Source organism: Salinivibrio sp. EAGSL (assembly GCF_013366455.1).
Lineage (GTDB): Bacteria > Pseudomonadota > Gammaproteobacteria > Enterobacterales > Vibrionaceae > Salinivibrio > Salinivibrio costicola.
This window is the reverse complement of the sequence record NZ_JABWMG010000010.1, coordinates 39195-64929: the sequence shown is the minus strand read 5'-3', so window position 1 is coordinate 64929 and position 25735 is coordinate 39195. Positions and strand designations below refer to the sequence as shown.

19 protein-coding genes and 2 pseudogenes are annotated in these 25735 nt (G+C 49.3%); 12 read left to right on the top strand and 9 right to left on the bottom strand.

The window, feature by feature from the left end:
- Positions 1 to 118 precede the first annotated feature (118 nt).
- Together HLG76_RS08045 and HLG76_RS08040 are read left to right on the top strand one after the other, a co-directional pair.
- A pseudogene (locus HLG76_RS08045) lies at positions 119 to 751 on the top strand (cation transporter); the annotation flags it as partial.
- Between the two features lie 130 nt (positions 752 to 881).
- Positions 882 to 1901 carry a S66 peptidase family protein gene (locus tag HLG76_RS08040; protein WP_175993434.1) on the top strand — a complete coding sequence of 340 codons (1020 nt, stop codon included), beginning with the start codon at positions 882 to 884 and terminating at the stop codon, positions 1899 to 1901.
- 19 nt (positions 1902 to 1920) lie between these two features.
- Here HLG76_RS08040 and HLG76_RS08035 read toward each other — a convergent pair whose 3' ends face one another.
- Positions 1921 to 2427, bottom strand: a complete 507-nt coding sequence (locus tag HLG76_RS08035; protein ID WP_175993433.1) for an SCP2 domain-containing protein — start codon at positions 2425 to 2427, stop codon at positions 1921 to 1923.
- A gap of 219 nt (positions 2428 to 2646) precedes the next feature.
- Here HLG76_RS08035 and HLG76_RS08030 point away from each other — a divergent pair, with 219 nt between their 5' ends.
- The 7 genes from HLG76_RS08030 to yqfB all read left to right on the top strand — a co-directional run bounded on the left by HLG76_RS08030 (position 2647) and on the right by yqfB (position 10804).
- Entirely contained in the window at positions 2647 to 3642 is a 996-nt protein-coding gene (locus tag HLG76_RS08030) for a peptidase U32 family protein (protein ID WP_077576595.1), read from the top strand.
- 9 nt (positions 3643 to 3651) lie between these two features.
- Complete coding sequence (locus HLG76_RS08025; RefSeq protein WP_175993432.1) at positions 3652 to 4527, top strand: U32 family peptidase; 876 nt, start codon at positions 3652 to 3654, stop codon at positions 4525 to 4527.
- Between the two features lie 47 nt (positions 4528 to 4574).
- Positions 4575 to 5903, top strand: coding sequence for an anaerobic C4-dicarboxylate transporter (locus tag HLG76_RS08020; protein WP_021023951.1), 1329 nt, complete (start codon positions 4575 to 4577; stop codon positions 5901 to 5903).
- Positions 5904 to 6077: 174 nt separating this feature from the next.
- Positions 6078 to 6476: a VOC family protein gene (locus HLG76_RS08015; RefSeq protein WP_021023952.1), complete on the top strand. Its 399-nt coding sequence runs from the start codon at positions 6078 to 6080 to the stop codon at positions 6474 to 6476.
- Positions 6477 to 6670: 194 nt separating this feature from the next.
- On the top strand, positions 6671 to 8854 hold the full coding sequence (gene katG, locus HLG76_RS08010; protein WP_021023953.1) for a catalase/peroxidase HPI: 2184 nt from the start codon (positions 6671 to 6673) through the stop codon (positions 8852 to 8854).
- A 174-nt stretch (positions 8855 to 9028) separates the two neighbouring features.
- On the top strand, positions 9029 to 10396 hold the full coding sequence (dcuC, locus tag HLG76_RS08005; RefSeq protein WP_021023954.1) for an anaerobic C4-dicarboxylate transporter DcuC: 1368 nt from the start codon (positions 9029 to 9031) through the stop codon (positions 10394 to 10396).
- Between the two features lie 93 nt (positions 10397 to 10489).
- Positions 10490 to 10804 (top strand): N(4)-acetylcytidine aminohydrolase, encoded by a 315-nt coding sequence (yqfB, locus tag HLG76_RS08000; protein ID WP_077461063.1) that lies wholly within the window; start codon positions 10490 to 10492, stop codon positions 10802 to 10804.
- Between the two features lie 79 nt (positions 10805 to 10883).
- On the opposite strand, the gene HLG76_RS07995 is transcribed toward yqfB, so the two are convergent.
- The 3 genes from HLG76_RS07995 to budA are packed head-to-tail and all read right to left on the bottom strand — an operon-like array spanning position 10884 to position 14169.
- Positions 10884 to 11642, bottom strand: a complete 759-nt coding sequence (locus tag HLG76_RS07995; RefSeq protein WP_077461064.1) for an SDR family NAD(P)-dependent oxidoreductase — start codon at positions 11640 to 11642, stop codon at positions 10884 to 10886.
- Positions 11643 to 11668: 26 nt separating this feature from the next.
- Positions 11669 to 13351 carry an acetolactate synthase AlsS gene (gene alsS, locus HLG76_RS07990; RefSeq protein WP_175993431.1) on the bottom strand — a complete coding sequence of 561 codons (1683 nt, stop codon included), beginning with the start codon at positions 13349 to 13351 and terminating at the stop codon, positions 11669 to 11671.
- A gap of 41 nt (positions 13352 to 13392) precedes the next feature.
- Positions 13393 to 14169 (bottom strand): acetolactate decarboxylase, encoded by a 777-nt coding sequence (gene budA, locus HLG76_RS07985; RefSeq protein ID WP_077661217.1) that lies wholly within the window; start codon positions 14167 to 14169, stop codon positions 13393 to 13395.
- A gap of 180 nt (positions 14170 to 14349) precedes the next feature.
- Here budA and HLG76_RS07980 point away from each other — a divergent pair, with 180 nt between their 5' ends.
- The gene (locus HLG76_RS07980) at positions 14350 to 15243 is read left to right on the top strand and encodes a LysR family transcriptional regulator (RefSeq protein WP_021023959.1); all 894 of its coding nucleotides are present in this window, start codon (positions 14350 to 14352) and stop codon (positions 15241 to 15243) included.
- A gap of 28 nt (positions 15244 to 15271) precedes the next feature.
- Here HLG76_RS07980 and HLG76_RS07975 read toward each other — a convergent pair whose 3' ends face one another.
- Positions 15272 to 16327, bottom strand: a complete 1056-nt coding sequence (locus HLG76_RS07975) for a hypothetical protein (protein WP_021023960.1) — start codon at positions 16325 to 16327, stop codon at positions 15272 to 15274.
- Between the two features lie 122 nt (positions 16328 to 16449).
- Positions 16450 to 17499 (bottom strand): hypothetical protein, encoded by a 1050-nt coding sequence (locus HLG76_RS07970; protein WP_175993430.1) that lies wholly within the window; start codon positions 17497 to 17499, stop codon positions 16450 to 16452.
- A gap of 331 nt (positions 17500 to 17830) precedes the next feature.
- On the opposite strand from HLG76_RS07970, the gene HLG76_RS07965 reads away from it, so the two are divergent.
- Together HLG76_RS07965 and HLG76_RS07960 are read left to right on the top strand one after the other, a co-directional pair.
- Positions 17831 to 18613: a transcriptional regulator gene (locus HLG76_RS07965; RefSeq protein ID WP_175993429.1), complete on the top strand. Its 783-nt coding sequence runs from the start codon at positions 17831 to 17833 to the stop codon at positions 18611 to 18613.
- Positions 18614 to 18951: 338 nt separating this feature from the next.
- A pseudogene (locus HLG76_RS07960) lies at positions 18952 to 20434 on the top strand (aerolysin family beta-barrel pore-forming toxin).
- Between the two features lie 75 nt (positions 20435 to 20509).
- On the opposite strand, the gene HLG76_RS07955 reads toward HLG76_RS07960, so the two are convergent.
- From HLG76_RS07955 to HLG76_RS07945, 3 genes are all read right to left on the bottom strand, one after another.
- A complete protein-coding gene (locus HLG76_RS07955) occupies positions 20510 to 21049 on the bottom strand; it encodes a sugar O-acetyltransferase (protein ID WP_254877654.1) in 540 nt (179 codons plus the stop codon).
- Between the two features lie 122 nt (positions 21050 to 21171).
- Positions 21172 to 23637: a M9 family metallopeptidase gene (locus tag HLG76_RS07950; RefSeq protein WP_175993427.1), complete on the bottom strand. Its 2466-nt coding sequence runs from the start codon at positions 23635 to 23637 to the stop codon at positions 21172 to 21174.
- A gap of 124 nt (positions 23638 to 23761) precedes the next feature.
- Complete coding sequence (locus HLG76_RS07945; protein ID WP_241833897.1) at positions 23762 to 25561, bottom strand: Na/Pi cotransporter family protein; 1800 nt, start codon at positions 25559 to 25561, stop codon at positions 23762 to 23764.
- Positions 25562 to 25735: the final 174 nt, after the last annotated feature.

Here is a 25735-nt window from a genome sequence, read left to right as displayed (position 1 = left end):
AAATTAAATGCCTTTCATTTTCCACCTAACGGGATGATGAAAACACCAGCAAGTTCGCATTTGTAAAGCGGCGCAGTAGCACCAAGAATGTGTGCGTGTTTTCTACTTTTGGTGTTTTATGTCTCCTCAAAACGTGATCAATGAAAAGTCAGTCTTAGTGTTTTCAGCCCTTTTAGCATTAGGGTTTGCCATCACCGGCCTGGCCGTAGGGTGGTTTGCTGGCTCTTTAGTGATTATGTTCGACGGTATCTACTCGTTGATTAGCCTAGTGTTAACTTTGTTGTCACTGGGCGCGTCATGGTATATCCACTCGCGCTATGCAAGGCCGATCACACGTGCGCTGCTCACTCCGCTTGTTGTCGCCATTAAAGGTGCCGTGATTATGCTGTTGGTGAGTTATTCCCTTTACGAAGCGGTATCATCCTTGGTCGAGGGCGGACGTGCGGTTAATCCGTCATTGGCGGTGTTATTTGGTATCGTCAACGTGGTGGGTTGCGGTTACGGATGGTGGATGATTGCGCGTAAAAATCAAGCAGGGCAAAGCCAGTTGGTGGAGGCGGAATCGCGCCAGTGGCAAATGGACACCTTATTAAGTCTCGCAGTCACCTTAGGCTTTTTAGGTGCTTGGTTAGTGGCGCATTCACCTTGGTCGGATTATGCGGTTTATGCGGACCCTATGATGATGGTATTGATGTCGTTCTACTTTATCAAAGTGCCGTTCATCATGGTACGTAACGCGTTAAAAGAGCTCGCACCTGTCACCGTCAAGTGGTATCGCACCCGAACGATGACAGTTTGACTGCTGCGGTTTTATCGAAGGATTGTGATTGTCTCTACTGTTTGATTTAATCGTAGATGTATTAAATATCAAGGAAGACAACATGTTACTGCCACCACCTCTTAAAAAAGGCGAGACAATTGGCTTTTTCTCGCCATCATCACCTGCCACCGTATTTGCTCCGCAAAGGTTTGAACGCGCGATGGGCTATGTCAAAGCACAAGGCTTTGACCTTAAGGCGGGGGCACTGACAGGGCAATCGGATCACTATCGCTCAGCCTCGATCAAGGCGCGTGCGGAAGAGCTCAACCAGTTGATCCGTGATCCGAATGTGCGCTGCATCATGTCCACGATTGGTGGAATGAACAGCAATGCTTTGCTTCCCTATATCGATTATGCCGCTTTGGTTGATGATCCTAAGATTATCGTGGGTTATTCGGACCTCACTGCTTTACTGCTCGGTATCTATGCCAAAACGGGATTAATCACCTTTTATGGACCAGCCTTAGTGGCGTCTTTAGGGGAGTTCCCGCCATTGGTCGATGAAACCTTTGACGCGTTTCGAGCCGTAACAACTGAGAATGTAACGCTGCCGATGACCTATAAGATGCCTGCCCAATGGACGGATGTCATGATTGATTGGGGTGAACAGACAGAGGCAAAACTGACCTATGAGAATGCATGGCAATTTATGGGTAAAGGTCAGGTAAATGGGCGTATTATCGGTGGCAATCTCAATACGCTGAATGGGATTTGGGGAACGCCTTATATGCCAGCGATTGAAACAGGCGATATTCTGCTGATTGAGGACTCTTTGTTGGATATTGCCACGGTTGAGCGCTCACTCGCACACCTAAAACTGGCCGGAGTGTTTGATACGGTAGGTGCGGTGTTACTTGGTAAACACGAGCTGTTTGATGACAAAGGAACGGGACGTTCAACCTATGATGTTCTTGAAGAAATACTCGATGGCCAGCCGCTCGCTGTGGTTGATGGTTTTGACAGTTGCCATACGCATCCGATGTTAACCATACCTTTGGGGGCTCAAGCCTGTATTGATTTTGATGCCCAGACGGTCTCACTCACGCAAGCTTGGTTGGCGGGTGAGCACGCTGGGCAATGAGCTCGCATCAGCTTGTGCACTACAACGCGAGTTTAGTGAGGTAGTGATGGCTTAACGTCAGTGAGCGTGCCAGCGGCTTGGGTAGGGTGTCGATTTCGAGGCTATCAAGCAGGTTTTTCACATGCAGCCCAAGTTCGGTATCACCACTGATACTGAGTTGACGCTGGAAAAACAGCGTATCCGGATCGCAATAGTGAGTAGCCATTTTTAAAAACGCTAACCAATCTCCCTCGATACTGGCGTCTTCTTCCCCCGATAAACCCACTAATAATTGGTTGCTTTCGTTCAGTGACACGAACCAATTGGCGTTGAGATCGCGCAAACCAATGCGAATGGTACGGCCAGCAAGAAAGTCGAACTCTTCCTCCGCCAGCGGCACGGTAAAAGCGGTATTCATCAATTTAGTCAACACCTGGGCCTGTAGCCCTTGTGGTAACTGAGTGATCGCTTTTAGGCCTGGTGTAATCAGATTGGGCTGAGGCAGTGGCAGAGCAAGGGGTTGTTGTGTGATTGGGTTAACGAGCATTTGGCTTTCCTTTGGTGCCAATGGTTGAGTGCCACTAGAGTAGCGAGGTAGGAGGCGCTGCCATTGGATCCGAGTCAAAAATGAGGAGGATTTTTGTGGCAACAGCGTCATTTATCGCGATTTTTATCCTCATGGGGAAGTGAGCTTGATACATATCAACCCCCCACACTGGCAACGCCCTTATCTTAGCCGGACAATCATAAAATGGAATGCAATGTTATGGAGCTCCTTTGTCCGGCGGGCAATATTCCGGCGGTTAAAAAAGCGATCGAGCATGGCGCCGATGCGGTGTATGTCGGCTTAAAAGATGATACCAATGCGCGCCATTTTGCTGGGCTGAACTTCACCGACAGCAAATTGCAGCGTGCCAGTCAGTATGTGCATGACCACGGCAAAGACTTGCACGTTGCCATTAACACCTTTGCTCACCCCGATGGTTGGCGCCGCTGGCAATATGCCATTGATAGCGCCGCCGGAAATGGCGCTGATGCACTGATCCTTGCTGATATGGCCTGTTTAGATTACGCCGCCAACACCTATCCCGATTTGGATATACACCTTTCTGTCCAAGCATCCGCCACTAACGCTGGGGCGATCCGTTTCTATCAGCAGCAATATGGCGTTAAGCGAGTGGTATTGCCGCGGGTGCTGTCTATTCATCAGGTTAAACAACTAGCACGCGATACCGATGTTGACTTAGAGGTATTTGCCTTCGGCAGCCTGTGCATTATGGCCGAAGGGCGCTGCTATTTATCGTCTTATCTTACCGGCCAGTCGCCCAATACCGTGGGCGCTTGCTCACCGGCGGCATTCGTGCGCTGGCAAGATACTGAGCAAGGGCTGGAGTCGCGCTTAAATGGTGTCTTGATTGATCGGTATCAAGCCGACGAAAAAGCGGGGTATCCCACCCTCTGCAAAGGCCGTTTCTGTGTCGACGGCAACCGCTATCACGCACTGGAAGAGCCCACCAGTTTGAACACCTTAAGTGTCCTGCCTGAGCTTTATCGCGCCGGGATCAAATCGGTCAAAATCGAAGGTCGTCAGCGCAGCCCTGCATATGTGGAGCAAGTTGCACGGGTATGGCGTCAAGCGATTGATCGCTGTGTCGCAAACCCCGAGGCGTTTGATATTGCACCGGATTGGGCGCATTCGCTCGATAGCCTTTCTGAAGGGGTGCAAACCAGTTTGGGTGCTTACCATCGCAAGTGGCAATAAGGAGTTATGATGCAATTTTCTCTCGGGCCAATCCTGTATTACTGGCCCAAGGCTGAGGTTGAAGCCTTTTATCAAGCGGCGGCAGACAGCCAAGCCGATGTGATTTATCTCGGCGAAACCGTCTGTGCTAAGCGGCGAGAGCTGAAAACCAAAGACTGGATCGGGCTCGCGCGTGAGCTGGCTGAGTCTGGTAAACAAGTGGTGCTCTCGACCATGGCGCTGATTGAAGCGCCCTCAGAGCTGACCATGCTAAAACGCTACTGTGATAATGATGATATTCGCATTGAAGCGAATGACCTGAGCGCGGTGCAATTTTTAAGCGAGCGTCGGCAGCCCTTTGTGGTGGGGGCGGCCATCAACTGCTATAACCCGCAAACATTAAAGCAATTTGTCGACTTAGGCATGACACGCTGGGTGATGCCGGTGGAGCTTTCGCGCGATTGGTTGGTGAATATGTTGAACGGCTGTGATGCACTGGGTATTCGCGACCAGTTTGAGGTGGAGGTCACTGGCTATGGTTACTTGCCACTGGCTTATTCGGCACGCTGTTTTACCGCGCGCTCAGAAAACCGTGCCAAAGATGACTGCGAGCTGCGCTGCCTAAAATACCCCAATGGACGGTTAACGGAATCCCAAGAGGGTCAAGCGGTATTTGTGCTGAACGGCATTCAAACCCAGTCCGGGCAATGCGCCAATCTCGTTAACGATTTACCGTCGATGCAAGGGCTGGTGGACGTGGTGCGGTTAAGCCCACTGTCGCTTGACACCTTGCAATGGGTAGACAAATTCCGTGCTAACCAAGCAGGCACCCAGCCGCAACCGCTCAACCACGATTGCAATGGCTATTGGCACCATTTGGCGGGCATGACACAAGTTTTAGATTAAACGCGATAACAAAAACAGCCTGCGTAATCGTGTAGAGAGGTGAAGGTATGTTGTATTTAGAGTTCTTGTTCTTACTGCTAATGCTGTATATCGGCTCCCGATACGGGGGCATTGGGCTGGGCGTGGTCTCGGGAATCGGCTTGGTCATAGAAGTGTTTATCTTCCAGATGCCGCCAACGTCACCGCCCGTAACCGTGATGCTGATTATTCTTGCGGTCGTCACCTGTGCCTCTATCTTAGAAGCGGCTGGTGGCCTTAAGTATATGCTGCAAGTGGCCGAGCGATTATTGCGTAAAAATCCAAAACGCGTCACTTTGATTGCGCCGTTTGTCACCTATGCCATGACCTTTATGCTTGGTACCGGTCACGCGGTGTATTCCATTATGCCGATTATCGGTGATGTCGCGCTGAAAAATGGTATTCGTCCGGAGCGCCCCATGGCCGCAGCGTCGGTTGCTTCTCAAATCGCGATTACGGCGTCACCTATCTCCGCTGCGGTGGTGTATTACCTTGCCCAGCTTGCCGATATTCAACATGACATTACGTTAGTCTCGATTTTGTTGGTCACCGTACCCGCCACCTTGTTTGGTACCTTGCTGATGTCTCTGTACAGCTTGCGCCGCGGCAAAGAGCTGGATGACGATCCGGATTACCAAGCGCGCTTACAAGACCCGAAATGGCGTGAGCGTATCGAAAATACCACCGCGACCTCGTTAGATGAGGTATTACCCCGTTCCGCGCGCAATGCGGTGTTATTGTTCATTAGTGCCATCGTTACCATTGTGATTATCGCGATGTGGCCAGAAATTCGCACAGTGGCAGGGGAGAGTAAGGCCATCAGCATGTCAGTCGTCATTCAAATGATGATGCTCTGCTTTGGCGGCATCATCCTACTGGCGACACAAACCGATCCGCGCAATGTGCCCAATGGCGTGGTGTTTAAATCTGGGATGGTAGCGGCTATTGCTATTTTTGGGATTGCCTGGATGTCAGATACTTATTTCCAATACGCGATGCCCCAGTTTAAGTCTGGAATTGTGGATATGGTCACTCAGTATCCATGGTCTTTTGCTCTGGCCTTGTTTATCGTGTCAGTAGTTGTTAATTCACAAGCTGCCACCGCACGGATGATGTTGCCGGTAGGTCTTGGGTTAGGGCTCGACCCTGCACTGCTTATCGGTATTATGCCGGCGGTGTATGGGTACTTCTTTATCCCCAACTATCCTTCTGATATTGCGACCGTGAATTTCGATGCATCTGGCACCACCAAAATCGGTAAATGGTACTTCAACCATTCATTCATGGCGGTTGGTTTAATTGGTGTGGTGAGCGCCTGTGCGTTCGGTTACGTGTTGGGGCAGATTTTTATCGCCTAACACGCAAAAGGATACGAAGGACAAGGATGCAGGTGGGGCGTACCTCGGTTGAGGGCTTGGATGTAAATTTTGCCTGAATGTACAAATTGGTGACATGCATCATCAACATGCGCCGCATCTGTTTGCAACGCCTGGCCAAGTAGTCGGGCGTTTTAAGCCAAAGGAGCCAACATAATGATTGATAAACATACCGTGATGCGGGTTGCGCGGCCAACTGATAACTTAGCCGATATTACGAATATGTATTGTGAAGGATTAGGTTTTGAGTTGCTCGGGACCTTCTCTGGCCACAATGACTTTGATGGTGCCATTATCGGTCATCCGCATCACAATTATCACCTTGAGTTTACCCACCACCGCGGCACCCATGTTGGACCAGCCCCCTCACAAGAGAATTTATTGGTTTTTTATTTGCCGGATCACTCGGCATGGCAAGCGGCGTGCAAAAAAATCGAAGCGGCCGGATTTACACCGGTTTCGAGTTATAACAGTTATTGGGATAAAGACGGCTGCACCTTTGAAGATCTGGATGGTTATCGTGTGGTGCTTCAAAATCGCGAATGGGCATGGTGAATGTGAGTTAGCGCGTCTCTCATCAGCTCATAAGTTATTGGCTATTAACATTATTGGCATAACAGATTAGCACTTTGTGTGATTGTCTATTAACGTTACTCATGTTTAGTTAGCAATAACTAATGATAGCGTCAGTGCGGCCTAGTCAGGTGTTTTAGCGTTCGCACTGATGGATAAAACATAAGGAGAAAGCAATGTCTCAGCAACGCTCAACGTCGGGCGGTCAATGCCCCGTGATGCATGGTGGCGCAACATCGGAAGAGATGGCACACAAAACCTGGTGGCCCAATGCACTTAACCTCGACATTCTTCATCAGCACGACACAAAATCAACGCCGTTTGATAACGATTTTGATTACCCGTCAGCCCTAAAAACCCTCGATATTGACGCACTTAAAAATGACGTTAAGTCGCTACTTACCGACAGTCAGTCTTGGTGGCCTGCAGATTGGGGACATTACGGCGGATTGATGATCCGCATGGCATGGCACTCGGCAGGGAGCTATCGCATTGCTGACGGTCGCGGTGGCGGTGCAACAGGTAACCAGCGTTTTGCACCTTTGAACTCATGGCCGGATAACGCCAACCTCGATAAGGCCCGTCGCCTTCTATGGCCGATTAAGAAAAAATACGGCAACAAAATTAGTTGGGCAGATTTGATCTTGCTCGCGGGCACGCTGGCGTATGAATCGATGGGGCTAAAAACCTACGGGTTTGCGTTTGGGCGTGAAGACATTTGGCATCCAGAGAAGGATACTTATTGGGGCGCAGAAAAAGAATGGTTGGCCCCAAGTGATGCAGAGAACAGCCGTTACTCTGGCGCACGCGATCTCGAAAATCCACTTGCCGCAGTGATGATGGGGCTGATTTATGTTAACCCTGAAGGGGTAGATGGCAACCCAGATCCGCTCAAAACTGCCCATGATATGCGTGTCACGTTTGAGCGCATGGCGATGAACGATGAAGAAACCGTCGCGCTAACTGCCGGTGGCCATACCGTGGGTAAATGTCACGGCAATGGCGATGCGAGCGTATTAGGACCTGAGCCTGAAGCGGCCGACGTTGATGAGCAAGGCTTAGGCTGGAACAACCACCAAGCGCGTGGCATTGGTCGCGATACGGTCACCAGTGGCATTGAAGGGGCTTGGACTACCCATCCCACGCAATGGGATAACGGCTACTTTTATCTCCTGTTTAACTATGAGTGGGAATTGAAGAAAAGCCCTGCGGGTGCCTGGCAGTGGGAGCCTATCGACATCAAAGAAGAAGATAAACCTGTTGATGTTGAAGACCCCTCGATTCGTCGTAACCCCATCATGACCGATGCCGATATGGCACTCAAAATGGACCCGGCCTATCGCAAAATCTCTGAACGCTTTTATCAAGACCCTGACTACCTGGCAGACGTCTTTGCCAAAGCCTGGTTTAAATTAACGCACCGCGATATGGGGCCCAAGTCACGTTACATCGGCCCAGATGTGCCGAGTGAGGATTTGATTTGGCAAGATCCCGTGCCTGCAGGACGTACCGATTATGACGTGGCAGCGGTAAAAGCAGATATTGCCAATAGTGACCTGACGTTGGCAGAGAAAGTGACCACCGCATGGGATAGCGCACGGACTTATCGCCAATCCGATAAGCGGGGTGGGGCGAACGGCGCGCGGATTCGCCTAGCACCGCAAAAAGACTGGCAGGGGAACGAGCCGGAGCGTCTGGCGAAGGTAGTCAACGTGCTGAGTAATATTGCTCAGAAACACCAGATTAGTTTGGCCGATACCATCGTGCTGGCAGGCAACCAAGGCATCGAAGAAGCGGCAAAAGCGGCTGGTGTGGTCGTCGACGTACCGTTTGCGCCGGGCCGTGGTGATGCCACGCTTGAGCACACTGATGTGGATTCATTTGAAGTACTAGAGCCGGTCGCAGATGGGTTCCGTAATTGGCTGAAAAAAGATTACAACGTTCAGCCCGAAGAGCTCTTGCTTGATCGCGCCCAATTGATGGGACTCACCGCACCTGAAATGACAGTACTACTGGGCGGTATGCGTGTGCTTGGCACCAACTATGGTAGTGCCCCGGAAGGCGTATTTACCGATCGGGTCGGTGAGCTGAGTCATGACTTTTTCGTCAACCTGACGGACATGGCGTATCAGTGGAAACCTGTCGGCCGTAACCGCTATGAGATCATTGAGCGTAATTCGGGGGCAGTGAAGTGGACGGCGAGCCGCGTCGACTTAGTGTTTGGCTCTAACGCCATTTTACGCGCCTATGCAGAGTTCTACGCGCAAGATGATAACCAAACCAAGTTTGTGCACGATTTTGTTGCAGCGTGGGTGAAGGTGATGAACGCTGATCGTTTTGATCTGGTCGCTAAGCAATGATTTAATCGTTACAAATTGTGATCACCAAGCCGCCTTTCATTGATAGGCGGCTTTTTATTTGTCTTAAATCAAGTCAGGGCTTGGTTGTTGTCGTGCTACAGGCAGGGTTTTAGTACAGTGAGCTGAGTAAATTCCATCCAATTCTTTTATCTTTACCATCTGGCGGAGTGAATTATGCTAGAACTTCTCATTGGGCTAGTTGTAACCGTGGCTGTGGGTTATTTCATTGTCAAAGGTTATCGTCCTGCAAGCACTTTGCTGACCGCAGGGATTATATTACTGATCATCACAGGGATATTAGGGCACAGTGTTCTGCCGGCTAAATTAACGTCGACGGGCAATCTTTTTACTGATTCGCTGGAATATGTGAAATACATGCTGCAATACCGTGGTGGCGGCCTCGGGATGCAAATCATGTTGCTGTGTGGTTTTGCGGCCTATATGTCGCATATTGGTGCCAACAACGTGGTGGTGAAGCAGTTCTCTAAGCCGTTGTCGGTGATCAAGTCGCCTTATGTGTTGTTGGTTGCAGCCTACATTGTCGCTTGTTTGATGTCACTGGCGGTCAGCTCTGCAACTGGCTTAGGTGTGCTTTTAATGGCTACCTTATTCCCGATGATGACTGCGATGGGCATTTCTCGTCCCGCCGCGACTGCAGTGTGCGCGTCTCCTGCAGCGATTATACTTTCACCCACCTCGGGAGATGTGGTGATTGCAGCGGAAAAAGCAGGCTTACCGCTCCACGTGTTTGCGGTCGAAACCGTATTGCCGGTCTCTATTTGTGCGATTATTGTGATGGCCGCCGCGGCGTACTTTTGGAATAAATACTTGGATAACAAAGAAAACACGCCGATGGAGCGTGTGGACGTCTCCGAGATAGAAACTCACGCGCCAGGTTATTACGCCGCCTTACCTTTTCTGCCTATCATTGGGGTGTTTTTATTTAACGGTGAAACCATTCCGGGCCTCTATCTAGATATCTACACCATTGTGGTGCTCTCTATCTTTTTAGGTGCGCTCGTCGACTTCGCCACCAAACGTTTTAATGGTCGCAAAACGTTAGAAGATCTGGATGCGTGTTATGAAGGGATGGCGGATGCCTTTAAAGGCGTGGTGATGCTGTTAGTCGCTGCAGGGGTATTTGCACAAGGCCTTATGTCAATTGGTGCGATTGACAACTTACTCGGCTTAGCAGAAAGCGCTGGGGCAGGCGGTATTGCATTGATGATGCTGCTTACTTTACTCACCGTCGCAGCCGCTGTTGCCACTGGCTCTGGAAATGCACCTTTCTATGCGTTTGTTGAATTAGCACCGTCTTTGGCAGCGAAAATGGGCCTCAATCCGGCATTTTTGATTATCCCTATGCTGCAAGCCTCTAACTTAGGCCGAACCATATCGCCGGTGTCTGGAGTGATTGTGGCGACATCTGGGATGGCAAAACTCAGCCCGTTTGAGGTGGTTAAGCGCACCTCGGTGCCGGTCCTCTGCGGGTTAATTACCGTGATTATTGGCACCCTTGTATTGGTGCCGATGATGGCGTAACGTCGCAAGGCATGAAACGCTCGCGTGCAAGTGTTCGCGGGCGTTTTTAATCGTATCGCACCATAGACCAATACAGTTTTGGAAGAAAGCAACATGACTGCCCCGACCAAAATCACCTTTTTCTCCACCTTAACGCCCATGGTGGCCGCCGGTGTTAAAACCATCACCATTCGCGATGAATCTGAAAGTCACTATCAACCCGGTTCGCGCGTCGCGGTACATCAGCTAGAAACTGATCATTATGTATGTGACATTGTGATCGACAGCGTTGCTCCGCTAGCGTTCGAGGACATTAATGCCCGTCATGCTGAACAAGAGGGGATGTCGCTTACCGAGCTGAAGGCGCTGATTTTGCAAATCTACCCAGCGCGTCCCCCGTTGTTTGTGATTGATTTTCATCTGGCTTAACAGCTCGCGCTTGTTCGTCGTAGCGCGCCATTAAAAAAACGCCCGATAATACGGGCGTTTGACTACTATGAGTGGTTGATTAGACAATTTTGGGTTGGCCGTCTGATGCTGTTGCACCACCGTCTACGGGCAAATTGACACCAGAGATAAACGACGCATCGTCACTGACTAGAAATGCCACGGCAGAGGCAACTTCCTCTGGTTCTGCTGGGCGTCCCAGAGCGATACGCTCATTAAACTTTTCTCGAACTGAGTCAGGCCAGCCATTGGTCATGTTGGTTTTAACCAAGCTTGGACAGACCGCATTGACACGTACTCCTTGTAAACCGTGGTCCAGTGCCATGGCACGCGTTAGATTCGCGACAGCGCCTTTTGCAGCACAGTAAAAAGCAGCGCCCCAATCACCGCCTAAACCCGATACGGAGGCCGTGTTTACCATAGAGCCTTTTGTTTTAATCAATTCAGGCATTGCATATTTTGCGCAAAAGACTACGCCATCAATATCAACACCAGACACTTTTTCCCAATCGGCTAGAGTGCCGTCAATAACAGAGCCAGGAGTATGCACGCCTGCGTTATTTATCAGTATATCAAGTTGCCCGAAGTGGTTAACAACGTCTTGTATCATTGCTTCTACTGCTTTTGGATCTGACACATCGACAGAGAGTTTCAAGACGCGATCAGCATCGTATTTTGCTGCTGTGTCATCTAGAGCTGTCTTGTTCCAGTCTGCAATCGCAACCTTTGCACCTTCTTGATAGAGGCGGTCGGTAATCGCTGCACCAATACCGTTGGCTGCGCCAGTAATTAACGCCACTTTTTGGTTAATACCTTTCATTGTGTTCTCCGTTTTTGTCTATTGAATTAAGCAAATACCGGATCCATGCTGCCGGCTTCTCGGGGGGCCATCAGCTTAAAGTTGTCGCTGTAGTCCACGGGAATGGCGATAACAGCTGGGCCTTGAGTATCTATGGCTTGTTTAAGTTGGGTGACTAAATCTTCTTGTCGTGTGACCGCATAGCCCTTGGCGCCAAAGGATTCGGCATAGGCTTTAAAATCAATCGGACCAAATTTCACCCCTGAATAACGCTGGTACTTTTTAACTTCCTGCATTTCCACCATGTTATAGGCGTTATCGACCCAGATGATGTGCAGCAAGTTACACTTGAGACGCACTGCCGTTTCTAGCTCCATACTCGATTGCATAAATCCACCGTCTCCGGACACGGACACCACTTTACGGTCGGGGTTGAGCAAGCTCGCGCCAATTCCCCACGGCAAGGCGACGCCCATGGTTTGTTGGCCATTAGAGACCAATAATTGCCGAGAGCGGAAGCAATTAAGATAGCGCGCAATCCAAATATGGAAGCTGCCCATGTCTAAGCACAAGGTGGTGTCTGGAGTGATCACATCCTGCATGGCTTTAATCAAATGCAGTGGATGCATGGCAAAATCTTGGTGTGAACGACTGTATGCTCGAATAGCTTGGCGCTGGTGGGCCACTTCTTCAAGTAAATCAACTGTTGATGCGGGCATAAGCCATTGATGGTCGAGTTGTTCGGTGAGCGCATTAAGGGTGGGCTCAATCTGGCCAACGAGCTCCACGCTAGGGCGGTAATAGTGCTCAATTTCTGCTGGTGCCACATCGATATGGATAATATCGGTGTGATGCGTGTTCCAAAGCTCTGGATCATATTCAATTGGGCCAAAACCAATGGTGACGATCAGATCAGCGTTCGCTAACAAGAGATCACCGGGTTGATTATTAAATAAGCCGACCCGACCCGCAAAGCGCTGATAGTAGGTGATGTCGACGGTACCAGCGGCTTGGTAGGTCCCGATGACGGGAAGCTGGGTACGATTGAGTAGGGCGCGAATAGCTGCGGCATTTTCAGGACGGCTGGCTTGTAACCCCAGTAAGAATACCGGATTATGCGCCGCTTTGATTTTGTTGGCCGCTTCGCGGATAGAGCGCGTATCAGCCATCCCTAATGGTGCCGGGAATGAAGGCGCGAGCACGCCACTGTCGACCGGTTGGTTAAGAATATCCATAGGTAAACTGACAAACGCGGCGCCCGGGCGACCGCTTTCCGCTGCACGAAAAGCGTTGGCAAGGATTTCAGAGGTCGCTGAACCGGCTTGGACTTCGGCACTGTATTTGGTAACCGAATTGAAAATGCTGACGGTATCTAGGCTTTGGTGGGTTTGTTTTTGTTGATCGGCACGTTTCACCGCACCACCTAAAGCAACCACAGGATCGCCTTCAGAATTAGCAGTCGCCAGTCCAGTCACCAGGTTCGTGCAGCCCGGGCCGGACGTTGCCATGGTGACGCCCGCTTTACCGGTTAAGCGGCCAATAACACCGGCCATAAAAGCGCCATTCGCCTCATGGCGGACCGGGATCATTTTGATATTGGTATCTTCAATCGCATCAAAGAGGCGATCAATTTTTGCGCCAGGTATACCAAAAATATACTCGACGCCTTGGCGTTCTAAGTGGGTTGCGACCAGTTGTGCGCCTGTGTCCCAATGCGTTGTTGTTGTCATGTTGGGCTCCTCGTGAGGTTAGCTCCCTATGGGAGGTGATATTATTTTTCTGCTTGTTCGATAGCGGCGTGAATATTGTCTGGTGTTAAGTTCGCGCCCAAAAATTCCGCATTGGTGGGGAGGTCAATCACCAACTTGGAGACGCGGCCGATTTGCAAGGTGCCGCATGCCAACTCGTAGTCTTGGACATGGCCGCCGCCTGCGCGAGTGTCAGTGATAAAGTGCTCGTGATAGCCTGCGACATTGATGCCCTGGGTATATTGCGGGCTACGGAAACCAGCAATTACGCCATTAACGTGATCAAAACGAAATTCTGGCTGGGCACCGATGGCCTCGAGCATGGGCTTGTATGGCGGTGTTTGCTTGGGCACGGTGCGCGTACGCACATGCTCGAAGGCACCATCAATTCGAACGGCACAGAACAGATTGTCACTTGGTACCAGTGTGTCGATTACGTCGTGTAGCTCTTGGCGCGACATGGGATGATCAAACTGTTGTGTAATGTCTGGTTTGAAAAAGGTCATAACGGCGAATGGTGTTTTTTGCTCAGGATCCGCGCGCCTTGCCGAACCATCGCCGCGTAGTTGAAAAATCGTCTGATCAAAGGCGATGAGTTCACCGTCCAATTGGTTAAAGGTCCCTAGGCCAAAGTCGCCATGCTCGAGCAGGTCGGCCATGGTGGTCTCGCCCTCATACACGCCATCAATTAAGGCACTCATCAATGAGGTTTGATAAATCTCACCTTCTCCTGTTTGTTGGTGATGCTTGAGATAGGCGGCGGCGACATGTTCTGCGCAGTGGCAGGTTTGGGTGCTCATAAAGCGTCCTTATAAACCGAAGTCAGTTAGGTTAAAACCGAGTCTTGATGATGCGAGGTTGAAGAAGGAGACACCAATACAAATAACGTTGGTTTTGATATCTAAAAGATATGGCACATGGAAAACGTGGTAAGATATTGAATCCAAATAGTTGATAATGCGCAGCATTAAGGCATGACGATGGAGTTTAGGTATTTACGGTATTTCGTCACAGTGGCCGAGTGTCAGCACTTTACGCGCGCGGCTGAGAAACTGGGTATTGCTCAGCCGCCACTGAGCCAGCAAATTAAAAAGCTAGAACAAGAGATAGGTGTGCCCTTATTAGAGCGCCTACCGCGAGGTGTGTCGTTAACACCAGCAGGGGCGGTGCTTTATCAAGATGCGGTAAAAATTCTCAGTCAGTTAGATCAAGCCGTGCAGCGCACAAAGCAGGTTGCCCGCGGGGAACGTAATCAAATACGCCTCGGTTTTGCCAGCTCGACGGTCGTCAGCCAACAAGTGTTAGCGCTGGTGCGAGGGTTACAAGAACATCATCCCGATATCGATTTTCAGCCGGTCGAGCAGCCCATGCCATCATTAGTGGAGACACTTCGTCAACAAGAGGTGGATTTAGCTTTCTTACGTTTGCCTTGTTATGCCAGTGAACATGTGGCGCATACCGCCTTATTTGATGATCCCTTTAAACTGGTTGTCGCGGCTGACCATCCTCTCGCGACATGTCACAGCGTGACGTTGTCACAGCTCGGCAATGATCCGATCATTCTCTTCCCTCGTGATATCGGGCCTGGGCTCCATGACGCGTTATCTGATGCATTAAAAAGCGCAGGATTGACGCCATCTTCTGCATCGCTTGCGCCACAACTCCATTCCGCAACCGCAATGGTATCAGCGGGTTTTGGCGTGGCCTTGGTTCCCGCTTCGCTAACCACCCAGTTGAGCGACCACGTGTCTGTGCTGTCGCTGGCACAGATGCCTTTGAGTAGCCAAGTGGTGCTGGCTTGGCAACGCACGAATACTGCCCAAGTGGTGCGTCGCTGTATTGCAACGGCACGCGAATGGGCGAATGCTCAATAAGCCACCCAGATCGTCATCGTGTTCAACGCTAACGCGCGGCGTGTTGTAAAAACTCGAGTTGCATACGCTCTTGCTCGGACATTTGATAGGGTGTGTCCGACAATTGGTCAATGTCAAAGACGCCCAATGAATAGGTGTCTTTCGGACTGATACCAAATTGTGCTCGCTCGCCGGGGGAGCCTGACATGCGTTCAATCACGATATTTTTTAGCTGCCACTGCTTATCGAAGCCGAGTAACGTTTGCTTAAACGCTTTTAATTCAACAGTGTGATCGCCTTCCTGAAGCCGTTTTTTGGTGGTGAGAAACGCAACGGGTTCGTCGTTTTGGGTGAACAGATTGGCGCGAAAACGATAGATTCCGCCCTTATCGACATTAAGTTGTAAAGGGATAATCATATCGGCATCACGACCAAAGACGGGGTTTATTTGCGCTAACTGGGCAATCGGCTGATATAGCCTAAAATCGGCAGTGAGCACATCATGCCCAGAATCAAAGTCTAGGATCGCCTTGAGACGTAACTCCATCGGCCAGCTTTCGTCTGGCTCAATCTGCCATGTGTCTCCCGACACGGTCTTTGTCTCAATCACCTGGTTGGTCCTGACATCAATAATCTCTAAGACGGTTTGATTAACAGGTAAAGAGGCAACCAATGACGCTTGGATCGGCTTGGGATAAAAATAGCGGTATTGACTTAATTTGAGCGCTGCTTTCTCGGTGCCATCAAGTATAGGAACGGGTGTACTGATATGCCGATTCCAGTGCAAATAAGGGCTTTGCGGCGAGGCGATGGGCATTGAATAAGGTGGATGTTGGATTTTTTCTGCATAATCCGATGCAATGTAGCTAAGCGAGTTTCGCATGCTAACCGGTACAATATCTGGCTCAGTGGGTTGGGTTTGTTGTGCGAACGTTGTGACCTCTTCGTCTGTTGTTTGGCTCAATGATGACGCACTCTGTTCGTTGGTACGCACTATCGTGTTGGTCGCCAGCGCCATAGACGCTGGTTCTGGTGTATCAAGCCACAAATAGCCGGTAATGCCGATAGCACTTATCAGAGTGACTGCCAGGATCAGTCTTGTCATTGCAACCCCTAATTAACGTGTAACGAACAAACTATCATGAGTGAGAAAAGTGAAGAAATCCGACAAGCTGCTTCCTCACCATAAAAAAGCAGCTTTGCCGATTTTGTCACAGTGTGTTGTGCTTATTGCGGTAGGGCGTACACGATCTCTGACAATGTGTCACGGTCCGAATCACGGACATATCGATATTTTTTGCCAAACCAACCATCCTTATCAAAGGTTTCAACTGAGATGCGTGATTGATCGCCAAGCTTGAGCTCTGGATCGGTGGCGGTAACTTTACCTCGATGCGCTGACTTAAAGATCGTGAGGTGGCTGTATTTATTCCCCATTAGCAACGGGTAGTGCATGGGGATAAAGCGTCTCACTCCTTTATGGACATAATCTAACTTGCCATCGAACTCAATCGCGGTCGAACAGCTATCAAATGCATCGACATCGGCAGCGCCACATGCAGAATGCGCGGCAACCACACCGTCATCACTGCCTGGAATAAAGGGAGATGTCGCCCCCAAGAAGTCAGAGCCATTGCCAACAAAGCGGATACGAGGGACACGGTTGTCAGGCCAGTTCGATAATTGGCGTGCGTTGGCGACTTTTAAATCGTTCAGAACGCCAATATTGTCTTTGTTCGGTAACTGACCCATCCAAAGCGATACCGCTTTTTTCATTGTGTGATTAAGCCAACCGCCTCCCTGTGCCACATTGACAGCAATGTCTGCCATTTCGACACCACCACCGGCACCGGCAAAATCGAAAGTCCCTACAATATTGAGCGGCTCAAGACCTGCGTTAATCAGCCAATTTTCTTGATTATCTAACAGGTAGCGTGCAACCAAATCGCCGGTAGAGTGGGTGACTAAAAGGCAGCCGGACAAACAGGTTTCTTGCTCTGAAAGGGTTTTTAGCGCAGGCCAAAGGTAATCTGAGGCGATTTTTCCTTCAATACGCTCATTGGCTGGCCAATCTATACGTGCATCGGCGTACTGCAGCCAGTAATCTTGCCAATAGTTAGCGCCATCTTGCACGACTTGATCGTGATCGGGGCGGCTTTGTAGTTGATCAGGCTGAAAACCGTGAATCAGTACCACCTTATAGGGGCCGATTTCGGCGAAGGCTGAAGCGGAAAATATGGCCGCCAGCATGAGTAATGCGCGATATATATTTTTCATTGTTGTAGCCAACTTGTTTTGAGTAAACACTCAGTATTATATAGCGGATTGTACAATAAGTGCCACAATGATAATTTTCTCATTAATCAGTAATTTGACATTATTGAAAAATATTTGTCTGATTTACTTGTCTGTTTTGTATAGAGAATAGACACTTTTTGGCTATTTATTATCGTTTTTATCCATTCAATGGCTTGTTTTTAGTGTGGTTATTATTTTTTCTATTAATAGATTGGATCTCACTTTTATGTAAAGTGTGATCTTGTTTCTAATTAAAACGTTTACTATCGCAATGAATTATTGAGTTTTTTATAATCAAAAGAAAAAGCCTATGATTTACTTCGATGCCGTTGCTAGGAAACTCCATCAAGACCACAAATCTACTCGACTTGGCTTCCGAGAAGCCTTGGTACTGGAATGCCTGCTGTTGCATGCGCCTGAGACCGTGTGTAAGCAAACCTTGATTTGTTATGCGTGGGGAAATGAATACATTGGTCAAACATCGTTAGCCAAATCGATCAGTGCGCTAAGACGAAGCTTAATGACGATTAGCGCAGACCCGACCTTAGTGATCACCGTGCCGAAGCAAGGCTATCGCATGGTCGCTGGCATGGTAGAAACCAAGACTGTCGGCGAGTCACTAACAACCGTAGAGCAAACTAAGGTAGCCCCCGTCACGACGAATGCGGTAACGGGTCTCTCTGCTGCTGAATCGAGGCATGATGCTGACAATAAGGCAGTATCGAGTAAACCGATACGCCAGTGTGTCATGATGGCGTTGATGTTATTTGCCTGTGTGGCGAGCAGCGTGTTTGTGGTAGGAAAAATCAATGGCTGGCGTTGGAGTGATGTGGTTCAGCGAGGCGGGCTAATACAGAAACGTGTCGGTAGCCTTTATGTTTTTTACCCTCAAGAAACACGGCTTGACTTTCCGATGGAGCAGTTTTTGAGCCACAGTCAATGTGATTGCCTTGTATATGTAGAAAACAGGCACAAGATAGCAACGATGGTTTTTGTATCAAGAAAGACCAACCGTAGTGTGTTTATCCGCTATTCGCCTTTCAATATCAAGCATGCCACTAGTAAACTTGAGCAATTTCTTGCTGAGGAATAAAAATAGAGTATTTGCTTTATTTTTATGAGCCTTTTCGAGTGTGTTTTGCGACATCTTATTATTTAGACTCCCTCTCATAGATACCCTTAATCAAATAATAGAGCCTTAACTCTAATATATATTTTTTGCTATGTTTTGCGTGATTTTTAGTTCTGAATACATATCACGTTTTACTTTATGAGAATAAATATGAATTTAACCTAAAGTAATGAACTATAAGGGGAATTTAAATCATCGTTTTTCATTTTGTTTTTATTGTTGGCTATGGAAAGGTCAAAAAGGTCAGCTTTCGAATAGCTGGCAGACTCTAATAACACCTAACAAAAGGAAGACGTCAAATGGCGACAATCTCACGTACAACAACCTTGACTCTCTCCACCATCGCAGTGCTCGTCAGTGCGGGAGTTGCACAGGCGAGAGTCTATCCTGACCAAATTGTGCTTGATACCTTAGGCGATGACCAATGCCGGGCCAACTATCGGCCCTTAACGGCAGACGAGGCGAGTACCCACCGCCACTTTTTGAACGATCGCATGGGGAAATGGCAAATCGCTGGGCTCGAAGGCGATCATGGGTAGCGGCTATAACGGTGAAATCAAACACTACGGTCAAACGAAAGATACATGGTGTTATCCCATCAATGATAAGGGCGATATTCCGGATTACGCCGCTCAAAGCGTACCAGAAGGGACTGAGCTCGATGTCCAATATTCACTGGTCAATAATCGCAGTGAATTTGTCAAACCGCTGAGCTATCTCGCGCATTACCTGGGTTACGCATGGGTAGGTGGTAATCACAGTGATTACGTCGGTGAAGATATGAACGTTTGGCGTTCCGGTGATCAATGGTTGATTCGGGGCAATAATGATGGCGGGTGTGATGGCTACCGCTGTGGTGATAAAACCACCATCAAAGTGGATAACTTTGCTTATACCTTAAATGACAGTGATTTCTGGCATGGTGATGTGGTTGAGTCCGATAAACAGTTAGTCAAAACGATTTCTGCTGTCGCCCGCAACAACCTCGACGAGCCTCAACAAGTGGTCGTTGATCTCAAAGTCGATGAGGCCACTAATTGGTCGAAAACCAACACCTATGGTTTTGCGCAAAAAGTACAAACAGAAAACGAATTTAAATGGCCATTGGTTGGCGATACCAAGCTCACTATTTCATTTGAGGCGAATCAAAGCTTTGCCAATAGCAATGGTGGCTCGAGCAGTGAGCAGGTGACGTTACAAGCACGTCCATTTGTTCCGGCGAACTCCGAGATACCTATTCGCGTCGAGCTTTATCGGTCGAGCATTTCTTATCCGTATCGCTTTGGCGCCGATATTAGTTATGACGTGACTTTTGACGGCTTCTTGCGCTGGAGCGGTAACGCATGGCACTCGCACCCTGAAAATCGTCCTACAGTACACCACACCTTTACGATGGGACGTAGTAGTGAGCCGTCTGCAGATATCGCATATCAATGGCATCACCGCTACATTCCTGGCGAAGTGAAATGGTGGGACTGGAGCTGGGCGGTTGAAAAGTATGGCCTAGAAAGCATGCAGTGGGCAACAGGAAAGAGCTTACGTCCTTTCTATTCCTACGTGTCGGGTGATTTTTATGCGGAATCCCAGTATGCAGGGACCATTGAGCTTGGCCATGCAAAGCCGATTGGCCAAACGGCTTCCTCTCGCGTCAAGCGATCTATTTCGCCAATGACCACGACGGGCGAAGCGAATGGGGTAGAATTGATTTCTAACTTTGACTCCGATGAACTTGCGAGCCTCGGTTTCGACAATGCCGAATTGACCATCAAACCTGTGAAGTAAGCAGGAAGACCAAGCTGTCAGTAAAGAGGTCGCTCCCAAAGGTGCGGCCTTAATTGATTAGCCAGATTCATTTTTCTATCTATTGCCATTAAGTGCCTTTAGGAAACGTGCAGGGGTGCCGCCGTAAAGACTGTCAGGTGGCACGTCGTGTTTAACTACCGCATTGGCGGCGATGACGCTGCGCGCCCCGATAGTGACTCCTTGACAGATCACCACATTACCGCCAATCCACACATCGTCTTCTACCACAATGGGTTGGCACCATGTCTCCCATGCGCGGCGGCTTTGATAGTCGAGGGAGTGGGTAGGGGTGTAGAACTGCGTATTGGGGCCAATCAGCACATGGTTGCCAATCGTGATCGGTGCACCATCCAGCATAGTGACATTCATGTTGATTAAGGTGTTGCTGCCAACCTCAATGGTCTCGCCAAACTCACAATGGAACGGAGGTTGAATGACCGAACCTTCGCCGATGGTACGTAATAACGTGGTAAGCAGTTGCTTTCTTGTCGTCGTATCTAGGCTTTGATTGAATGCTAATAAGGTTCGTGTGGCATGGTCTCGCCTGATATCAATGGATCCATCGCTGTCATCAAACACAAGTCCTTGGCACATCTTTCCCATTCGGTCATTATTTATCTCCTTATCAACCCCAAAACGACGGATGTTGCAGTTCTAGGTGACGTAAAAAAGCGCCACCTGGGGTAGCGCTTGATAATATTATCGTTACTTAGTTACTATTGAAAGTAAACACGAACGTCGGTTTGGCTCCGGCTGCCGTCGCCAGCGAGTAGCAAGTACAAACCTTGCTGGTTGCGTAAGTCAACCTCAATGTATTGATTGCTGCCGGGTCTTTCAGAGGCTGCCTGATTTTGCGCTTGCGTTGGCCAATACTCTTCAGCCGCAAACACGTTCAAATCACCTGCATCACCGTCTGCCATGACCCACACTTGGGCTTTGGTCGCACCTTCAGGTACATCGGCATACAGATAACGACGTTGATAAACGCTAATACTGTTGGGGCTGGCGACGTTGAGCTGAGTCGGACGTAAATCATCGGTGCCAGTCGGTGTTTCAGGCTGCGGCTCTGGCGTTGGCTCGGGATCGACTTGGCCTTCCGCATTTACCGCGACAGTGACATCGGTAAAGTCTCCGCGTCCGGTGACACTTAAGGTATACCGGCCTGGCTCCACATCGTTCAGGGTCACGGTTTCATTACTGGTTTGGTTCCACTCGGTGGTGTCAAAGTCATAATAGTGCGCCTGGCGGTCTTTGGCGACGTAGAGATCAGCATTGCCTTGGCCCGCGATGCTAAAGGTAAGCGCAGTGGCGGCACGGTTCAGGTCGATCTGATAGAGATGTTCACTGTATGCCTGCCCGCTAATGGTGACGGTTTGTCCCAGGGATAGGGTTGTAACGTCTGGGTGCTCAGGCTCAGGCTCAGGCTCAGGCTCTGGTTCAGGATCTGGGTCTGGGTCTGGACGAGGAGGCTCGCCGCCCTCTGAACTATCCAGCGTCGTCAGCCATTGCGAAAATGCGGGGCCATATTGTTCACCATACTCTTTGGCTAAGCTTGCCCATTGTTCAAATTGTCCAGTTCGCCCGGCTGCGAGCAACGCATCTACCGCTTCTGGGTGCTTTTCAAATAAGAAGCGTACGGCCAAATACCCCCAACGATACACACGATTAACATCATGTTGGTAGGTGGTAGCAAACACGTCACTGAGTGAATAACCGCCTTCTTTGCCCAAGTGAATTGCTTCGGCATAGTCATCGCCATGAGCCATGTATTCAGCAAAGCCTTCCAGCCACCACACGGTATGACCATGACGCAGCACGTCGTTGAAGTCGCCGTACATGTTAAAACGGCCATCAAGATAATGAACGTACTCGTGTTCGAGGTTCCAAATGGAGAGCGATTTACCCTCGTCATTGCGGTAGGCAATAAAGCGAGCTTGGTTGTCAGGGCTTGCTGGGTCGCCCTCTAAGTACTGGCCGCCGTTATCGGTCGAGTTACCAAACAAGAACGATGAATAGGTTTTGTAGTCCGACGGGTTATCAAATACCACCACTTCAACACTGTCGTTTAGATCATCAGCCACCGCTTGATAACCGGAGCGAACAGTTTGATGAAATGCGTTTTCTTTTTGATGCAAGCTTTCACAGGCTTGTTGAGACTGCGCTTGTGTCATGCTTTGTGAGCGGATCACGGCAGGACCATCACATTGAAAACGATAGGGAACGATTTTGGTGGCTAACGTCGATTTGGCATCGATGAGGCCTAACTCCTTCATTTTATCTGGGGCAAACGCGTCGACCATTTCAACCAGTCCGACCCAAACGGCATCGTTGGCGCCACCCAGAGGAAAACGAGGCAGAAGATCACGGTAGTGGGTTAGAACCCGTGCACGGATACTTGGCTGAGGTGCCATGAGTAATCGGCCCATCTCGCGGACTGTATTCGACACCAATAAAGCACCGTTTTCAGTTTGTGATAACTGAGGATTATCAATGACAAACTGGTAGAGACGATCGATCAAAGACAAGTCAGCTGCAAGCACATCGTAGAAGGCTTGACGCGATTGGTGACCTGCCATGGCAACAAATAGATTGTTCAGCGCGTTGACATAGCCACGCTCTTGTAAGCGCGCTTGATTCAGGTTTTCCAGCAGTCGCAGTTGTAGGTTAAAGGTTTGTGGTAATTGCTTAATGCTATCGGCCATCAACGTCAGGCCATGTAATGCATCGGTTTGCGCACGGCCATCTTCGGTTGCAAAAGGGGATTGTAGAAACTGGACGATGGTATGCGCCAATGCTTCGTCAAGCTTATCAGAATAATCAGCTTGGTCTGTGTCACCATAAAAGCGGACGTAATAAGCTGCGCGAATATATTCAGTGAGGTTGGCGATTTGGCGTGCTTGCGTTGCTTGACCTTGATAGTGCGTGACGGTTTGCTCTAGTCGCTGAGCGACTTTGCGGACAAAGGCTTCTTGGTAAACGGAATCATAACGGCTTGATTGGGTATCGTACCAGCTTGTAAAGCAGCTGCGATCTGCATTCGCAATCACTTGGATAGGGCTAGCACTGGCTGCTAAATCGGCGACCTCGCATGACTCGCTAGCCCATGCACTGGTGCTACTTAGCGCGGCAAGCGCGATAAGTGCCGAAAGAGGCTTGGGACGGGAAGGAAATTCATAAGACATTTCAAGCTCCTAGTTTAATTTGGGCGGAGCTTTTATAACGATTTTCTCGATATTTTTGGCGAATTAAGCCCAAATATTAGGGCTTAGTTCCACTTTGTTTGTCTTATCAGCTACTTATTCATCATTACGTTTCTTTTTCACGCAGGTGCAACTTGGCAATACGTTTGGTCACGGTATAGACGCGCTTGAGCGATTCGGTCCACTCCATTTCAATACTAAACAGTTGAAGACGATTGGGGTTATGCTCGACCAAACGCTCTGCTTGATGAGCCAGTACTTTATCCAATAGCGCGTTAAGGGTACGTTTGGTGTTTAGTACCCGCTTAGCCCGTTGCGTATCCCCACGTCGAATCGCATTCACGCTATCAAGTAACGCATGCGTCACCTTATCTTGGATTTCATCAAGCGTTGATTGCATTTCAGGGCTGATGCTAATCTCCGCATGAAGTGATTTATCCATGATGGGAACTAAGGTGTCTTCAATCAGATCAGCAATGCTTTCGAGTTGGTCGGTCACACTGATCAGCATGATTTGACGATCACTTTGTACCTGTGAAAGTGGCTCTTTACGCAGTCGTCCTAAGTAAAACAAAATATGCCCATGTAGAATATCTACTTGTTGTTCTAGAGTCTCTATTTTCCCCAGCGCCTCCACGGCTGCGCTTTGCTCTTGCTGCGTGGCCAGTTTTGAGGTTAGAGGCGGTAGGGCATTCATCATGTTGCAAACTCTACGCCCAACGCGACCTATCTCAAGCTGTGCCTGGTCCATAGCAATGTCTGGCGTCATCAATAGTTCTTTCGACAAATATTTCGGTGCGACAATCGGCCGTTCGCTGATCGTTGGTTTAGGCGTTTTCGGTATGATTTTTTTTGCGAGCCAAACAAATCCTCCCACGAATGGCAGCATAATAAGCGTATTCACGACGTTAAATAACGTATTCGCATTCGCTATTTGACGCGGGAGCTCAGCTCCTAATCGTTCAACGCCGGTTAAATCAGGGTGAATCGGCGAAAGCGCGACACTCCAATCACTGAGCGTGCTGATCATTGGCAACCAAATGAATACGCCAATAATGTTAAAGAGAATATGAACACTGGCGGTTTGCTTGGCTTCGCGAGATTTGCCGATGGCGGCCAATAATGCGGTGACGCAGGTCCCGACGTTAGCCCCCATGGCAAGTGCGATCCCACTTTCCAACGAAATAAAGCCTTGTCCCGCTAATACGATCACAATCCCGGTGGTGGCCGACGAGGATTGTACTAATGCAGTAAACAAGGCTGCAAGCAAGATAGCGAGGAAGGGGTTTCGCATTTGGGCCATGGCATCAATAAATGGCTGATAGCCGCGCAGGGGTGACATCGCCTCACTCATCATATTCATCCCCGTAAAAATAAGACCCAAGCCAAACAGCATCTTGCCGTATTGCTTGGTTTTATCGGCCTTGGCGGTAAATTGAATAAAAAAGCCAATAGCGACCATCAGATACGCGGCTTGGGTGATTTTAAAGGCCACAATCTGGGCCGTTACCGTGGTGCCAATATTGGCACCCATGATCACGCCTGTTGCTTGTGTCAGTGACATCAAACCTGCAGAAATAAAGCCAATTAATAGCACTGTGGTGACAGAGGAAGACTGGATGGTTGCGGTCACACCGGCTCCTGTGAATACACCAGCCACCCGGTTAGTCGTTAGTCGCGCTAACAAGGATTTGAGTCGACTCCCTGCGGCATTTTTAAGCGCATTGGACATCTTATCCATGCCGTATAAAAACAGAGCAAGACCTCCGAGCAGCCCCATGAGCATGGTCGGGTAATGAATCGACGATGTGTTGACCTCAGCGGCCCAGACAGCGGTAGGGATGAGGAGAAGGAGCAGCGCGAGGTGATGCCAGCGTCCGATAGTGGGAAATACCTTTTTTTGCATCCAATCTATCCATAACTTAATTGTTACCAATAATCATTAACATAGATGTAATAAATCAGTAATGCGAGAGATAGGTACCATTATCGGCGAGAATCGCGCGGGGATCACAATACGTCATCGCTTCACTGGCAAGGGATGGGGCGCATGATCAGTAACAGACAAATGAAGCGGCTG

Excerpts from the sequence above, each read along its gene's own strand:
- HLG76_RS08040 (WP_175993434.1), top strand. The coding sequence starts at position 882 with ATGTTACTGCCACCACCTCTTAAAAAAGGCGAGACAATTGGCTTTTTC.
- HLG76_RS08035 (WP_175993433.1), bottom strand. The coding sequence starts at position 2,427 with ATGCTCGTTAACCCAATCACACAACAACCCCTTGCTCTGCCACTGCCT.
- HLG76_RS08030 (WP_077576595.1), top strand. The coding sequence starts at position 2,647 with ATGGAGCTCCTTTGTCCGGCGGGCAATATTCCGGCGGTTAAAAAAGCG.
- HLG76_RS08025 (WP_175993432.1), top strand. The coding sequence starts at position 3,652 with ATGCAATTTTCTCTCGGGCCAATCCTGTATTACTGGCCCAAGGCTGAG.
- HLG76_RS08020 (WP_021023951.1), top strand. The coding sequence starts at position 4,575 with ATGTTGTATTTAGAGTTCTTGTTCTTACTGCTAATGCTGTATATCGGC.
- HLG76_RS08015 (WP_021023952.1), top strand. The coding sequence starts at position 6,078 with ATGATTGATAAACATACCGTGATGCGGGTTGCGCGGCCAACTGATAAC.
- katG (WP_021023953.1), top strand. The coding sequence starts at position 6,671 with ATGTCTCAGCAACGCTCAACGTCGGGCGGTCAATGCCCCGTGATGCAT.
- dcuC (WP_021023954.1), top strand. The coding sequence starts at position 9,029 with ATGCTAGAACTTCTCATTGGGCTAGTTGTAACCGTGGCTGTGGGTTAT.
- yqfB (WP_077461063.1), top strand. The coding sequence starts at position 10,490 with ATGACTGCCCCGACCAAAATCACCTTTTTCTCCACCTTAACGCCCATG.
- HLG76_RS07995 (WP_077461064.1), bottom strand. The coding sequence starts at position 11,642 with ATGAAAGGTATTAACCAAAAAGTGGCGTTAATTACTGGCGCAGCCAAC.
- alsS (WP_175993431.1), bottom strand. The coding sequence starts at position 13,351 with ATGACAACAACAACGCATTGGGACACAGGCGCACAACTGGTCGCAACC.
- budA (WP_077661217.1), bottom strand. The coding sequence starts at position 14,169 with ATGAGCACCCAAACCTGCCACTGCGCAGAACATGTCGCCGCCGCCTAT.
- HLG76_RS07980 (WP_021023959.1), top strand. The coding sequence starts at position 14,350 with ATGGAGTTTAGGTATTTACGGTATTTCGTCACAGTGGCCGAGTGTCAG.
- HLG76_RS07975 (WP_021023960.1), bottom strand. The coding sequence starts at position 16,327 with ATGACAAGACTGATCCTGGCAGTCACTCTGATAAGTGCTATCGGCATT.
- HLG76_RS07970 (WP_175993430.1), bottom strand. The coding sequence starts at position 17,499 with ATGAAAAATATATATCGCGCATTACTCATGCTGGCGGCCATATTTTCC.
- HLG76_RS07965 (WP_175993429.1), top strand. The coding sequence starts at position 17,831 with ATGATTTACTTCGATGCCGTTGCTAGGAAACTCCATCAAGACCACAAA.
- HLG76_RS07955 (WP_254877654.1), bottom strand. The coding sequence starts at position 21,049 with ATGTGCCAAGGACTTGTGTTTGATGACAGCGATGGATCCATTGATATC.
- HLG76_RS07950 (WP_175993427.1), bottom strand. The coding sequence starts at position 23,637 with ATGTCTTATGAATTTCCTTCCCGTCCCAAGCCTCTTTCGGCACTTATC.
- HLG76_RS07945 (WP_241833897.1), bottom strand. The coding sequence starts at position 25,561 with ATGCAAAAAAAGGTATTTCCCACTATCGGACGCTGGCATCACCTCGCG.